Genomic DNA, 14,612 nt, shown 5'->3' with positions numbered 1-14,612 from the left:
TCGAATCTAAATATCGGAAAGGAAAAGGGTAAAGCCGGTGCTTTACCCTTTTTTATTGCCTGGCGTTTAGCGATTAAACTGCTGATCGATAATAGCCAGCAGGCGATCCAAAGCGCCACGATTGGCATCTGCCACCGCCAGGGCATTCTCGCCCATTGCCTTGGCCTGGTCGGGATTTTCAATCAATCGACAAACCTCACTGGCCAGAGCTTCCGGCGTATCGACCACCCCCATGCCCTCAGCTTCGATTAACAGGCGAGAGACTTCGGCAAAATTAAACAGGCTGGGGCCTGTAAAGACAGGCTTACCCCAGGCCGCCGGCTCAATCATATTGTGACCACCGGACTCGATCCAGCTACCGCCCATAAAGGCCATATCACAGGCACCGAAGAAGGTCATCATCTCGCCCATGGTATCGCCTACCAAGACTTGTGTGCCCCCCTCTATACGGCCACCTTCACTACGACGCTGTATGGTGAACTGCTGACGACACAAATCGGCGACCTTATCAAAGCGCTCCGGATGACGCGGCACCAATACCAACAATGTGGTCGGCTGCTGTTCAAGAATGCGATGAAACCCCTGCAGGACTTTTTCATCTTCACCTAAATGGGTACTCGCCGCGAGCAGGATAGGACGTCCGCTGCAATCGGCCCAGTCGTTATGCAAGTCCTGCGCAGCCGAACGCAACTCTTCCCCCAGGGTGATATCAAACTTGATACTGCCGGTTACCTGACACTGCTGCTGACTCAAGCCCAAATCATAGAAGCGCTGAGCATCATCATGATGCTGAGCACCTACCACGGATAACTGGGACAACATGGGTGCGGCCAGGGCACTAAAGCGCTGGTAACCCTTGGCTGACTTGGCAGACAGGCGCGCATTGGCCAAGACAACAGGAATACCCCGTCGATGGCAGGCCGCCACCGTATTGGGCCACAACTCGGTTTCCATAATTATGGCGAGTTTTGGTTGCACCCGATTCAGGAAACGCCCCACACAACCGGGCATATCATAGGGCGCATAGACATGCAGTACGCTGTCACCCAGCGCAGCCTTCACCCTTTCTGAGCCCGTCGGCGTGGTAGTCGTCACAACAATGGGGGTATCCGGGTAGCGCTGCATCAATGATTTGATCATTGGCAGTGCGGCCAGGGTTTCCCCCACCGATACCGCATGCACCCAGATACTGTCTTGCGCACGCACATGGCCAAAAAAGCCAAATCGCTCCTGCCAGCGCTTGGCGTAGGCCGGGGCCAGCCGTGAGCGCCATAACAGGCGCAATAAAATAAACGGCGTGATCAGATAAAAAAAGGCGGTATAAAGGTAACGCACGGTACTTGTCTGTCTTCAGTCAGGAATAGCTTTGGAGATGGCTGCAAGGATAGAGACCCGGAGGCTTGCAGGCAAAGCTTTTATGCAAAAAGACAAGCCAAGGCCCATTCATGTAAAATAACCGTCTTAATTGTTATCTACCTCACCAGGCCTTGTATGAATTCAACCTCGAACACCCAGCTGGATGTTGCTGTCATTGGCGGCGGTATTGCCGGGCTATGGCTGTTGAATCGCCTGTTGAACGAAGGCTATAACGCCTGCCTGTTTGAAGCCGAAGCCCTGGGCGGTTATCAAACCGTTGCCTCACAGGGCATGATCCATGGCGGTGTAAAGTACGCCTTGCAAGGCAAACGCACCGAGGCATCGGAAACCATTGCCGATATGCCGGGCTACTGGCGTCGCTGCCTGAACGGTGAAGGCGATGTAGATTTGCGCAAAGCCAAGGTGCTGTCTGATCACTTTTATATGTGGTCTACCGATAGCTGGTGGTCGCGATTGCTAACGTTTGGCGCAAGCCTGTCGTTACGTGGTCGTATCAGCAAAGTTTCACGCAGTCAGCGCCCGCCTATCTTTCAAACCCCTGAGTTTGGTGGTGGGCTTTATCAACTGCTGGACGTGGTGATGGATGTGCCCAGTGTGGTTGCCGCACTGGTCGACAATGCTCAAGGCCGTATTTTCAAGCTGGAGACTCAGCAGGCTCAGTGGCAAAAAGATGCTGATGGCCAGGTCTCTTTGGCCATCAATGATCAACACCAGGTATATGCCAAGCAGTTTGTACTGACTGCGGGCAAAGGCAATGGCGATATTTTGCAGCAGCTACAGCTCGATACGCCCAAAATGCAGCTGCGCCCGCTGCAGCAAGTGATGGTTAAGCACCATAATCCGCACGCTTTTTTTGGCCACTGTGTTACCTCTATACAGGAAACGCCTCGTTTAACCATTTCCAGCCACCCCATGAGTGACGGATCACAAGTCTGGTATCTGGGCGGTACCCTGGCTGAAGAAGGTGTTGGCAAATCATCTGAACAATTAATAGCCGACGCCAAGCACGAACTGCAACAGTTAATGCCCTGGCTCGATTTAAGCGATGCACAATGGCAAACCCTGCCCGTTGATCGCGCCGAACTTGCCCAACCTGGCGGTAAACGACCCGATAGCATCACCTATAGCAATGCTAAAGATTGTCTAAATCTCAGTGCTGCCTGGCCGACTAAACTGACCTTGGCACCACTGCTGGCCAACCATATTCTGACCGAGCTGGAAGCCAAACACATCAGCCCTTCAGGCGTACAAAGTGTAAGTTCAGCATTGGGAGAACAACCGCCTCTGGCCCCACCCCCCTGGCAGCAAGCTTTTGCTACCAGCCCTCAGCCCGCTAGCGAGATGTCTACATGCTAAAACAAAATCCCATTGGACAAACCGGCATCAACGTTAGCGCCCTAGGCCTGGGCACGGTTAAATTAGGCCGTGATCAGGGAGTAAAATACCCGTCCAGTTTTACCATTCCCGACGATAAAGCCGCCGCCAGCTTAATCTCTCAGGCCAAAGACCTTGGCATTAATTTGATTGATACAGCTCCCGCCTATGGCAACAGCGAAGAGCGCCTGGGAACCCTGCTAAAAGGTCAACGCAACGATTGGGTTATCTGTTCCAAGGTGGGCGAAGAGTTCCGCAACGGCGATTCTTTCTTTGACTTCACACCGGAACATACCCGTTTTAGTGTTGAACGCAGCCTGCTGTACTTAAATACCGATCATATCGATTTACTACTGGTGCACTCCGATGGCAACGATATCGATATTATCAACCGTTACGGCATCCTCGATGTATTGGCTGATTTAAAGCAGGAAGGTCTGATCCGAGGATTTGGCATGTCGACCAAAACCGTTGAGGGCGGTCTGCTTGCCGCCGAGAAATCCGACTGCGTGATGGTGACCTATAACCTCAATCATCTGGAAGAAGAACCGGTGATTGACTACTGCCTGCAAAACGATAAAGGCGTGTTATTGAAAAAGGCCTTGGCCAGTGGACATATCGCCGTTGATAGCGATAATAGCGACCCGGTTCAGGCCAGTATGGATTTTATTTTTGCTCATCCGGGGGTGAGCAGTGCTATCGTTGGCACCATCAATCCAAAGCATTTACAAAACAATGTTGATAATGCTATCTCTGCTTTGAGCCGCTTAAGTTAAGTAACATGTAAAGATACTAACCAAGCAGAAAAGATTGCTGTTTGACTAACCGCTTGTACTCCTAGCAAGAAGCTAATCCTGATCACGAATTTTTTCGACAATCGCCGTGGTTGAGCAATTATCAAAGAAGCTCAGCACTTTCACTTCTCCGCCATAGGCTTTAACAATCTCCCAGCCCACAACCTGATCTTCCGTATAATCGCCGCCTTTAACCAGTACTTCCGGCTTGATCAACTCCAGCAAACGCTCAGGGGTATCATCTTCAAACGACACCACCCAATCAACGGATTCCAGACCGGACAATACTGCCATGCGTCTATCAACAGGGTTGATAGGACGAGCTTCACCTTTCAAACGCTTAACCGAGGCATCACTGTTGATCGCGACGACCAAGCGATCTCCAAGCGCACGAGTATCTTCCAAATACCCCACATGACCGGCATGAATAATGTCAAAACAGCCATTGGTGAAAACAACTTTTTCACCATGTGCTCGTGCATCTTCCAAGGCAATCAACAATTGCTCTTCAGTCATCACACCACGCTCAGAACCCTGTTCGGTCTGAATGGCGCGACGTAATTCCGGGCCACTGATAGTTGCGGTACCCAATTTGGCCACGACAATGCTGGCAGCAAGGTTAGCCAGAGCAACGGCTTTGGGTAACTCTTCACCTGCGGCAAGAGCGGAGGCCAAAACAGAAATTACCGTGTCACCAGCACCGGTGACATCGAATACCTCACGAGCACGAGCCGGCAAGTGCAGTTCTGGCTGGTTGGGGCGCAGCAGCGTCATACCATGTTCACCCCGAGTTACCAGCAACGCTTCCAAATCGAGATCCAGCATCAGCTCGGTACCCTTGGTCACCAGATCACTTTCGTGCTCACAGCAACCTACAACGGCTTCAAACTCATGCAAATTTGGGGTTAACAAGGTTGCACCACGATAGCGGGTAAAGTCGGTTCCCTTAGGGTCTACCAGCACCGGCACGTTGACTTTATGGGCAGCTTCGATCAAGGCCTGAGTATTTTGTAAACTGCCCTTGGCATAGTCCGATAGGATCACGGCCCCCATCATGGGTAACAGTTTTTCGGCCTTAGCAGCAAAATCAGCACTATCGGCCTCCGCAAAAGACTCTTCGAAATCCATACGAATCAACTGTTGATGACGGCTGATCACTCGCAGCTTGGTGATCGTGGGCTTATCCTTGGATATCTGAAAATCAGTGTGGATACCCGCTGCCCCCAGACGGGACGCCAACGCCTCGCCGGCCTCATCATCACCAACTACACTAATAATCGATGCCCCGGCACCCAGAGCAGCAATGTTTAACGCCACGTTTCCAGCCCCACCCGCACGATCTTCCACCTGGCCAACCTTAACCACGGGTACAGGGGCTTCAGGTGAAATTCTTGAGGTTCCTCCATGCCAATAGCGATCAAGCATGACATCACCGACCACTAACACTTGGGACTTATCAAAACGAGGCATGGATAACTGCATGAACTGGAATTCTCTACTGGTCTAAACTGATAAACGAATAACAATACGGCCGGCCTATATTGATCAATAGGACCAACCGCTTATCTTACCGTTTGTTACCTAAAGCTTGAAGCTGCTCAAGCATCAAACGTGGATTATTCCCCATCCTTAAACTGCATAGCGTGCAATCTGGCATAAGCGCCCTGTTTGGCCAACAATTCAGCATGGGTTCCCTGCTCAATAATCTGGCCATGATCCATCACCACAATCATGTCAGCTTTCTCGATAGTGGATAGTCGATGCGCAATGACCAGAGTCGTTCGGTTCTCTGTCAGAGAATCCAACGCTGCCTGAATCTTGCGCTCAGACTCGGTATCCAGGGCTGAAGTTGCTTCATCCAGAATCAAGATAGGCGCATCCTTCAGAATGGCCCTGGCAATGGCAAGGCGCTGGCGCTGGCCTCCGGATAGGCGAACACCATCCTCACCAATCAGGGTATTGAAGCCTTCTTGCATCTGCTCGATAAACTCTGTGGCATAGGCTGCATCTGCCGCAGCCTTGATTTGGACATCTGACGCCTCTGCCAAATCACCATAGGCTATATTGTTGGCCACGGTATCGTTAAACAGAACAACATCCTGATTCACCAGGGCAATGTGGCTACGCAAATTCAGCAAGGTATAGTCTTCGATAGGTGTACCATCCAACAGGATTTGCCCTTCGCTATGCTGGTAAAAGCGTGGAATAAGGGATGCCAGAGTCGACTTTCCACTACCCGAGCTTCCTACCAGTGCAACGGTCTGCCCCGAACCAATATCCAAATTGATGTTATCGAGAACCCGTCCCTCACTACTTTCATAGGCAAAATTCAACTGTTTTATGCTCAATTCACCCTGAACTCTAGACACCGCTTTACTACCGGTGTCTTTTTCTGGAGATTCATCGAGCTGCTCAAACACACTTTGGGCTGCGGCAATACCGCGCTGAATAGTACCGTATACCTCACTGAGCTGACGCACAGGTTTGGGGATAAGGCCAGCAGCAATAATGTAGGCCATAAAAGCGCCAGCATTATCAGTATCCATAAAGGTCATAGCCAGGAATACCAGGGTTCCCATGGCACAGGCAATAATTAACTGTAAGACCGGGGTGGCAATCGCATTGGTTTTCACCAACTTCATACTTTGCCTGAAATTATCCTTACTTGCCTCTTCAAAGCGCTCACGCTCATAGCTTTCACCACCAAAACTACGCATGACCCGATAGCCACTGATCATCTCAGAGCAGACCTGGGTAAGATGCCCCATCATTACCTGAATCTTACTGGCCAGCTTTTTCAGTCTTTTACCGATATAAGCCACGATGATGCCAATAAAAGGGGCTATAACCACAAACACCAAGGTAAGTTTCCAGTCTTTCCAGAGAAGATAGCCAAACAGACAAATAACGGTAAGCCCTTCCCGAATAATCACCTTGAGGGCATCTGTTGCAGCACCCGTAACACCTGATACGTTATAGGTTATCCGTGAAATCAGATGCCCGGAGTTGTGGTTGTCAAAATACTGACCGGGCAGTAGCGTCAACTGATTGAAGAGCTCAACCCGCAGCTTATGCACGATCGACATGGCCACCAGATTGAGAAGGTAAATTCCCAGAAACGAGCCGATACCTCGAACCACAAAGATGGCCATCATTTGCAGCGGTATTACGATACGGCCACTGGCATCCTGCTGCTCAATTGCATTAATCAGCTCTTCCATAACCTGCGCCAATGCTGGCTGGCTAGCCGCAAATATGGCAAAACCTAGGGTACTGAGGGCAAATATATGCCACTGAGGGCGAAGATAGCGCAACAGACGGAAATAGATACGCGCATCTGAATCTTGCATAAGTTATCTCTTTAGGTAGGGCATAGAGAACAGGCTTTATTAAGGGGCGGTATATTACCTCAGCCCCGTGTTTATAGCACCTGCCAGCCTGTAACTGAGGACACAAACCTGGTATTGCCAGGCCCTGTGAGCGACATCAGCTCCCTCTCGTTCAACAGGCCAGATTTTGTTACAATCTGGTGCAGTTATAACCTACGAGATTCGCTAACGGCCCCCGCAAGCACGGCCCCCTTCCAGGGTGCCATACAAGCCAGGCAAGGCCTCATAGCGACCATTACAAAAAAGACGCTAATCCCTATGAAAATTCTGATCACCGGTGGTGCCGGCTTTATCGGCTCTGCTGTTATCCGGCACATCATCAATAACACCCAAGATGAAATTATCAATCTGGATAAGCTTACTTACGCCGGAAATCTGGATTCGCTCGCTGAAGTCGAAAACTCTTCTCGCTACACCTTTATTCAGGAAGACATCTGTAATCGCGAAGCCATCGAGGACATTCTCAATCAGCACCAACCTGATTGTATTATGCATCTGGCGGCAGAAAGCCATGTTGATCGCTCCATTGACGGTCCGGCCGTTTTTATTCAAAGTAATATCGTCGGAACCTACACCCTGCTAGATGCTTGCCTCGCCTACTGGCAGGGGTTATCTGAAGAAAATCAGTCCAACTTCCGTTTTCACCATATCTCCACCGATGAGGTCTATGGTGATCTTGGTGAAACAGGGCTGTTTACTGAGGAAACCCCCTACGCACCGAGCTCTCCTTACTCCGCCAGTAAAGCCTCATCTGACCATCTGGTAAGAGCCTGGCAACGCACCTATGGTTTACCCACACTCATTACCAACTGTTCCAATAACTACGGCCCTAATCAATTTCCTGAGAAATTGATTCCACTGATTATTCAGAATGCAATCAGCGGTAAACACCTACCCATCTACGGACAAGGCACCCAAGTGCGAGACTGGCTGCATGTCGAAGATCATGCACGGGCTCTCTACTGTGTTGTAACAACCGGTAAGATTGGCGAAACCTATAATATTGGTGGCCATAACGAGAAACAAAACATCGAAGTTGTACACACTATTTGTGGCATTCTTGAAGAACTGGTACCCACTAAACCTGAAGGCGTTGAACACTATATCGACTTAATTCAATACGTGACTGATCGCCCTGGCCACGACGTACGTTACGCGATTGATGCCAGCAAGATCGAGAAGGAGCTGGGCTGGACACCAGATGAAACCTTTACCAGTGGCATACGTAAAACGGTGCAATGGTATCTGGACAATCAACGCTGGTGTGAACGCGTACTTGATGGCTCTTACCAAGGCGAACGACTTGGCACGTTTTCCACAACAGAATCGTAATTCAGCACTCCCAGACTGAGACGTAATTATGAAAGGCATTATTCTCGCCGGAGGCTCCGGCACCCGACTTCATCCTGTAACCCTGGGCGTGTGCAAACAGCTATTGCCTGTTTACGACAAGCCGATGATTTATTACCCATTGTCCACACTGATGCTTGCTGGTATCCGGGAAATTTTAATTATTTCTACCCCGGAAGACCTGCCACGTTTCCAACAGATGCTGGGAGATGGTTCGCGCTGGGGTATAGAACTGTCCTATGCTGCTCAACCCTCACCTGACGGTTTAGCTCAAGCGTTCATCATCGGTGAAGAATTTATTGGTAAAGATAGCTGCTCACTTATTCTTGGTGACAACCTTTTCTTTGGCCAGGGTTTTGGGCAAAACTTAACACGCGCGTCACAACTGTCAGAAGGCGCTACGGTATTTGCCTATCAGGTGAAAGATCCTGAACGATTTGGGGTGGTTGAATTTGCTGAAGATGGCACGGCTGTCAGCATTGAAGAAAAACCTGCAAAACCGAAATCCCGATTCGCAGTAACAGGACTGTATTTCTACGACAACAATGTGATCGATATCGCCAAAACCATCAAGCCTTCAGATCGAGGCGAGTTGGAAATCACTGATGTCAATAAAGTCTATCTCGAAGCTAACACATTAACTGTTGAAGTGATGGGCCGCGGCACAGCTTGGCTCGATACCGGTACACATGACGCCCTGCTTGAAGCCAGTCAATTTGTACAAACTATCGAAAAACGCCAGGGCTTAAAGATTGCAAGCCCCGAAGAAGCAGCTTGGCGTCAGGGCTGGATTAACGATGAGCATCTCGCCGAAATTGCTCAGCCATTAGTTAAAAGCGGTTACGGCCAACACCTTCTGGATATATTAAACGACTAAGTCATGAATATTATTGAAACCAAGCTTCCCGGCGTTGTCATTATTGAACCCACTGTGCACGGTGATGAGCGTGGCTTTTTCCTCGAAAGCTATCAAAAACAGCGCTATCAGGAAGCCGGTCTTAACCTTGAATTTGTCCAAGACAATCACTCTCGATCCAGCTACGGTGTTCTGAGAGGCCTGCACTTTCAAAAAACCAAACCGCAAGGAAAGCTGGTAAGAGCCGTTAAAGGAGAAGTGTTTGATGTTGCCGTCGACATCAACCCGGACTCAGCCACCTATGGCCAATATGAAGCGGTAATTCTCAGCGAATCCAACAAGCGCCAATTCTATGTTCCCCCTGGGTACGCACATGGTTTTGTCGTGTTATCAGAAACCGCCGATTTTGAATATAAATGCACCGATTACTACGACCCTACGGATGAGGGTGGCATTATCTGGAACGACCCAGACATTGCCATTGATTGGCCTGTCGAAAACCCAACCCTTTCTGCCAAAGACGAAAAGCTGCCTAAACTATGCGACCTATAAAACTTCTACTACTTGGTGCCAGCGGCCAAGTGGGACAAGCTTTTCTTGCACTCGATTTGGACACGGATTTCGAGTTATTAACGCCTGATAGTAAAAGTATAAATTTTACAGAACCTGATTCGGTTTACGAGCAGATTATGCAGATCGCACCGGACATCATTGTGAATACCGCGGCCTATACTGCGGTAGACAATGCAGAAAGCGACCAGATAAAGGCCGAAAGGGTTAATGCCACAACACCAGGCATAATAGCCAATGCTTGCCAGGCTCTCGGCATCCCTCTAATTCATATCTCAACGGATTATGTCTTCGATGGAAAAGGGGCATCCCCCTACCACGAGGACGACACCACCCAGCCCATCAATGTTTACGGCAGCACTAAACTGAACGGCGAAGCGCTTGTGCGCCAAAACTGCGACAAACATTTAATCGTACGTACCAGCTGGGTATTTGCTGACAAAGGCGCCAACTTTGTACGCACTATGTTACGCTTGGGCCAGGAACGAGATCAATTAACTATCATCAATGATCAAATTGGCTCACCCACCTACGCGGGCGACATTGCACAAGCTATTCTCAAGTTGATCGGGCAAGCCCTGAAAGCTGATTTTAGTGACTGGGGGGTTTATCACTTTTCCAGCGCCAAACCTTGTAGCTGGTATGAGTTTGCGCAGTCAATATTTGCCACAGGGGAAGAAATCGGTCTTGTTAACGGCAACTGCTCGCTGAAACCTATCCCTACGAGCGAGTACCCAACGCCAGCCGCTCGCCCAATCTACTCAGTACTGGATTGCAGCAAAATACAGCAATTAGGTATTGAACAGCCGGATTGGCAAGCAGGACTGAAACGCATGCTCAACTATATCGCTGCAGAAAACTGAGTCTAGTTTTTACGGCGTTCAAGATAATCCCAGAAAGGCTGCAAGTTATCGGCGTTTAACAATTGATGGATTGATTTAACTTCCTCAACCGGCCAGTCCCACCAGGCCGATTGCAACAGTTTTTCTCGCTCCGTTTCACTAAAACGCCAACCGATAACTTTAGCAGGATTACCACCGACAATGCTGTAGGGCTCGACATCACGGGTAACAACAGCACCATTGGCCACCACAGCACCGTGGCCAATAGTTATGCCTGATAGAATAATAGCATTCGCACACAGCCACACATCACTGCCTACGGTAACATCCCCTTTAGAGACACCTGAATCAGGTATGTATGGCACATCCTCAAGGAAATGTGAAAAAGGGTAGGAGGAAATCCAATCAGTGCGGTGATTACCGCCGAGAAATATCTGAACATTAGCTGAAATAGAGCAATAGCTACCAATGCGCAAGGTACTCCCCTCCTGCCAATCCCAAACGACAGGAATCCCATAAGTACCGACACCTATAGTATAGTCAGGGTACTGTTCGTAAAACCTAGCGGTTTGCTTATCAAACCGGTTCAACTTACGCGTTTTCCGTTTTTTAAATTTGCTGACGATTTTACGTAACATTGATGTTATACCTTACCCCACGACTTTTAATGAGCTCTCATGCAACAGATTATATTTTTCATAATCTGTACAACACAAAGCTATATTGTTATCTTGCCACTTTATTGAAGAACTGTCTTCTATATCCATACTAACGACAAAAACATAAGTCTGCTGAGATATGAGTTCGCCCTCTAACGTAACATTAGCCATGGTTCCCCCAAGCTGGCTTGGGGATACAGTCATTTACCAAAGCATTGCTGAAAGCCTGGCAGATAATGGCTTCATAGTTACCTATTTCAGCAGTTTACTGTCATCAATTGACAGCTGGACCTCCAAATTCAATATTGTTGCCTTACCTCCACTGGAAGCACTTGAATCAACTCTCGATCAGTTTGACATTGCTCTTGTAGACCGGGCTACACTGCATGGCTTTTACAAGTTGAGTATCAGCCAGGCATCTGAGCTGGCACAAAAGTATATAATTTCAGCCGCTCACGTTCTGCCTCCTGAATTAAAAGTCGACATAACTGAGCATATTGAAACTCGATTGCCAGCAGAGAAAGCCGATAAGGTGAAAAGCCTGCTGGGTGGCAATAGCGAAGTCACCTTCTCTGACAACAAAGAAATTACGGTTCTTGACCACGCTGTTCTCTACTGCTCAGAAAAACTAAAGCTCGATAACGTCAGTAGTACAATTACCCTGAACCCACCGAGACATTTGGTAAAGAGCCGACACCCCAAACGGATAATTCTTTGCCCCTACAGCTCTGACACAAAAAAAGACTGGTCCATTAAATCATTTGAAAAGCTGGCATTGAGACTCGAACACAATGGTTTCGAACCGGTGTTTAGCGTTCTGCCCAGCGATATTGAAAGATTACCTGATAGTATTAAACAGAATTACTTGGTGCCCGTAACAAAAAGCCTGGAAGAGCTGGTCAGCCTAATCTATGAATCCAGAGCACTGATTGCTGTAGATACAGGATCAGGGCATCTAGCATCTTTGACCGGCATCCCCACTATCACCATTTACCGCAAGCAGGGGAATAAGTTCCGTTGGCGCCCTGCCTGGGGAGAAAACCGTATCATTCGTCCCAAATTTCAGCTTAAATTCAAAAAACACCGTATCTGGTCGCCCTTTGTCTCGACTCGTGCAGTATTTAGAGAACTCTTATCTCTTATTGATAAGTAAAGCCTGACTGAGCAATGCAGTCAGGCCTGAAGCACAGCTAACATTCGCTTGACGCAAACATCCCAAGTGTAATTATGCTTCCAGCACTCGTGCCCCTGATCTGCGATTTTAGCTCTGGCAACATCATTCTGAAGATAGGTGGAAACTTTTTCTACCAGTTCTTCCGACGAGCGATAGCTTTCCAATGTCTCCCCTACAACATATTGCGACCCCAGTTCATCGGTATGATCAGTTAGCAAGAAGCCATTCGCCGATAACGTCTCGGGAATGCGCAAGTTAACTCCCGTTTCCACACCATAAAATGTACCACGAGTTATATTGAGTATGACTTTGCTGCGATGAAAAAGACCATAAAGCTCACCCCCCCAGACTGCCTGCCGACTCACCTTAGATTTTAATCGATCCGACATCAGCGGCTCATGACGATCCCAACGGCTACCATAAATCGCCAATTTAAAATCAGTTAATTTCTCTAACAAAAACACCCTACGCATATCAGCGCTGCCAACGAAAAGCACATCAATATCTTTAGCAGGCAACTGAGATGGCACAGGTATAGGGTTTGAACCAAAGGGGGCATATACTGCATCCAGGCCCAGAACCTTGGCATAAAATTCAGAAGTCACTTTCGAGAAAGAAAAGACTTTATCGTATAACGGTAACTCTTCCCTAATAAAATAAGTAAACTCACGCTGATAAGGGAAAAGGTTACAACTATCTGTATCATAGAGTACAAATTTTGTCTTCTTGGTTTTTTTCAAGTTGGCAACGAGATTTAAGTCTACAGCCCGATAAAGAAATCCGACCACAAAAACAATATCCGGATCGCATTCCTCTATAGCATCCGCAAAAGCACTAGCTACCGCTTTAGGATAATAGTAAAAATCTCTACCCGAAACCGCCTTATCTTTTAACTTGGCAAATGCACCTTTAACCTTTACCAGGCTTTTTTGTGGCAAATCCTTACTGGTCGAAATATAGTGGCAACTTACCCCATTAGCCTGCATGGAATTAAAGATATCTCGCCCCAAAGAAACGCCACTAATGCCATCAACCAAAAGTATTTTCATAGCATCCCCAAATAATACTCAATATCAATCGTGCGCTAACGCTCGATAGCGAGCCTGATAGTTATGAATATCATAATCTGACATCACCCTATCAAACAGAGTGGCACCGACCTTTTGACGCTCTTCAGGGCTGGCAGCAATAATGCCTTCAAGCTTCTCACATAAAGCGTCGACATCCTTAGAGGGTATAGTTTCAACACTCTCTCCTAGCACCTCCGCATTACCACCAACATTGGTAGCAACAATTGGCAGCGAAGCTGACATTGCCTCCATAATGGCTAAAGGCATACCTTCCGAAAGTGAAGGCAAAACAAAGCAATCAAACGCTGACGTGTAGCGGTACGCATTCTCCTTAAACCCAGGAAAATGTACGCTATCTCGAAGACCGTTATTATCGACCCAAGTCGCAAACTCATGCTCCAACTTGCCATCACCAATAATCACCAACTCAATATGCGGATACTTCTTTACCAAGCGCTTAAAAGCTTCAAGCAAATACTTTTGACCCTTTACCGCAACAAGGCGACCTATTGAACCGAATACCAGGCTATCGCTTTTTAGCCCCAACTCCTGGCGAGCTTCATCGGAAGGCAACAATCCATCACGCAAACCTTTTACATCGACGGCATTGGGAATAACAAGCGTATTATCTTTATTTAGACCACAACGGTAACCAACAAGATCATCTCTCACCGCGTTTGATACGGCCACCACCTTCCAGGATGCATCAATAAATCGGTTAAATATTTTACGTCGATAAGGTCGCTGCAAATCGCCCAACCCATGGATAATACCTATACATTTAGGAATTTTTAACCACCGATTCAAGATCAACATCATGTGAATAGGCTTAAAGCGATTCAAATAAACCACATCGAAGTTATTCACTCTGCAAAACTTGTAAAGTTTCCACATAGCTACCAGACGCAGGCCTTTCATCTGCCCCGGCGTCAGGTCAAAATATTTAATATGCTCGCTACTACTCTCCGGCTGCTCAGCTGTTGGCCTTCCTTCCAGGTATACAGAGGTCACCTCATATTGATCTTTGGGAAAAGCCTTAATAATAGCTTCCTGCAAATCATTATCACGCAGGGCATAGCCTGGCTTAATCTGCATCACCCGAATTCTTTTGCTTGCACTCACAAAGCTAACCCCAATGTTTCGATATTTCTTTTCTT

General features: G+C 48.0%; 13 protein-coding genes. 7 read left to right on the top strand and 6 right to left on the bottom strand.

Annotation, left to right across the window (positions count from 1 at the left end; all coding sequences use genetic code 11):
* Nucleotides 1-66: 66 nt before the first annotated feature.
* Complete coding sequence (gene waaA / locus ACGHZ6_RS00920; RefSeq protein ID WP_390616890.1) at nucleotides 67-1,335, bottom strand: lipid IV(A) 3-deoxy-D-manno-octulosonic acid transferase; 1,269 nt, start codon at nucleotides 1,333-1,335, stop codon at nucleotides 67-69.
* A gap of 156 nt (nucleotides 1,336-1,491) precedes the next feature.
* Here waaA and ACGHZ6_RS00915 point away from each other — a divergent pair, with 156 nt between their 5' ends.
* A complete protein-coding gene (locus ACGHZ6_RS00915) occupies nucleotides 1,492-2,733 on the top strand; it encodes an NAD(P)/FAD-dependent oxidoreductase (protein WP_390616889.1) in 1,242 nt (413 codons plus the stop codon).
* Nucleotides 2,727-3,527 carry an aldo/keto reductase gene (locus tag ACGHZ6_RS00910; RefSeq protein WP_390616888.1) on the top strand — a complete coding sequence of 267 codons (801 nt, stop codon included), beginning with the start codon at nucleotides 2,727-2,729 and terminating at the stop codon, nucleotides 3,525-3,527. The genes ACGHZ6_RS00915 and ACGHZ6_RS00910 overlap by 7 nt, the downstream gene beginning before the upstream one ends.
* A gap of 72 nt (nucleotides 3,528-3,599) precedes the next feature.
* On the opposite strand, the gene hldE is transcribed toward ACGHZ6_RS00910, so the two are convergent.
* Nucleotides 3,600-5,027 carry a bifunctional D-glycero-beta-D-manno-heptose-7-phosphate kinase/D-glycero-beta-D-manno-heptose 1-phosphate adenylyltransferase HldE gene (hldE, locus tag ACGHZ6_RS00905; protein WP_390616886.1) on the bottom strand — a complete coding sequence of 476 codons (1,428 nt, stop codon included), beginning with the start codon at nucleotides 5,025-5,027 and terminating at the stop codon, nucleotides 3,600-3,602.
* A gap of 134 nt (nucleotides 5,028-5,161) precedes the next feature.
* The gene (msbA, locus tag ACGHZ6_RS00900; RefSeq protein WP_390616884.1) at nucleotides 5,162-6,895 is read right to left on the bottom strand and encodes a lipid A export permease/ATP-binding protein MsbA; all 1,734 of its coding nucleotides are present in this window, start codon (nucleotides 6,893-6,895) and stop codon (nucleotides 5,162-5,164) included.
* A gap of 297 nt (nucleotides 6,896-7,192) precedes the next feature.
* On the opposite strand from msbA, the gene rfbB reads away from it, so the two are divergent.
* From rfbB to rfbD, 4 genes are read left to right on the top strand one after another with little or no spacing between them, the layout of a single operon-like run.
* Nucleotides 7,193-8,266, top strand: coding sequence for a dTDP-glucose 4,6-dehydratase (rfbB, locus tag ACGHZ6_RS00895; RefSeq protein ID WP_390616883.1), 1,074 nt, complete (start codon nucleotides 7,193-7,195; stop codon nucleotides 8,264-8,266).
* Between the two features lie 28 nt (nucleotides 8,267-8,294).
* Nucleotides 8,295-9,161: a glucose-1-phosphate thymidylyltransferase RfbA gene (gene rfbA / locus ACGHZ6_RS00890; protein ID WP_390616882.1), complete on the top strand. Its 867-nt coding sequence runs from the start codon at nucleotides 8,295-8,297 to the stop codon at nucleotides 9,159-9,161.
* A 3-nt stretch (nucleotides 9,162-9,164) separates the two neighbouring features.
* Nucleotides 9,165-9,692 carry a dTDP-4-dehydrorhamnose 3,5-epimerase gene (gene rfbC / locus ACGHZ6_RS00885; RefSeq protein WP_390616880.1) on the top strand — a complete coding sequence of 176 codons (528 nt, stop codon included), beginning with the start codon at nucleotides 9,165-9,167 and terminating at the stop codon, nucleotides 9,690-9,692.
* Nucleotides 9,680-10,573 (top strand): dTDP-4-dehydrorhamnose reductase, encoded by an 894-nt coding sequence (gene rfbD / locus ACGHZ6_RS00880; RefSeq protein ID WP_390616879.1) that lies wholly within the window; start codon nucleotides 9,680-9,682, stop codon nucleotides 10,571-10,573. The genes rfbC and rfbD overlap by 13 nt, the downstream gene beginning before the upstream one ends.
* A gap of 2 nt (nucleotides 10,574-10,575) precedes the next feature.
* Here rfbD and ACGHZ6_RS00875 read toward each other — a convergent pair whose 3' ends face one another.
* Nucleotides 10,576-11,190 (bottom strand): CatB-related O-acetyltransferase, encoded by a 615-nt coding sequence (locus tag ACGHZ6_RS00875; protein WP_390616878.1) that lies wholly within the window; start codon nucleotides 11,188-11,190, stop codon nucleotides 10,576-10,578.
* Between the two features lie 421 nt (nucleotides 11,191-11,611).
* Here ACGHZ6_RS00875 and ACGHZ6_RS00870 point away from each other — a divergent pair, with 421 nt between their 5' ends.
* Nucleotides 11,612-12,364, top strand: coding sequence for a glycosyltransferase family 9 protein (locus ACGHZ6_RS00870; protein WP_390616877.1), 753 nt, complete (start codon nucleotides 11,612-11,614; stop codon nucleotides 12,362-12,364).
* Between the two features lie 20 nt (nucleotides 12,365-12,384).
* On the opposite strand, the gene ACGHZ6_RS00865 is transcribed toward ACGHZ6_RS00870, so the two are convergent.
* Together ACGHZ6_RS00865 and ACGHZ6_RS00860 are read right to left on the bottom strand one after the other, a co-directional pair.
* A complete protein-coding gene (locus ACGHZ6_RS00865) occupies nucleotides 12,385-13,434 on the bottom strand; it encodes a glycosyltransferase (protein WP_390616876.1) in 1,050 nt (349 codons plus the stop codon).
* Between the two features lie 24 nt (nucleotides 13,435-13,458).
* Nucleotides 13,459-14,577 (bottom strand): glycosyltransferase, encoded by a 1,119-nt coding sequence (locus ACGHZ6_RS00860; protein ID WP_390616875.1) that lies wholly within the window; start codon nucleotides 14,575-14,577, stop codon nucleotides 13,459-13,461.
* Nucleotides 14,578-14,612 lie beyond the last annotated feature (35 nt).

It is taken from the genome of Maricurvus nonylphenolicus, from assembly GCF_042854845.1.
GTDB classification, from domain to species: Bacteria; Pseudomonadota; Gammaproteobacteria; order Pseudomonadales; family Cellvibrionaceae; genus Maricurvus; species Maricurvus nonylphenolicus.
This window is presented reverse-complemented; position numbering and strand designations above follow the sequence as displayed.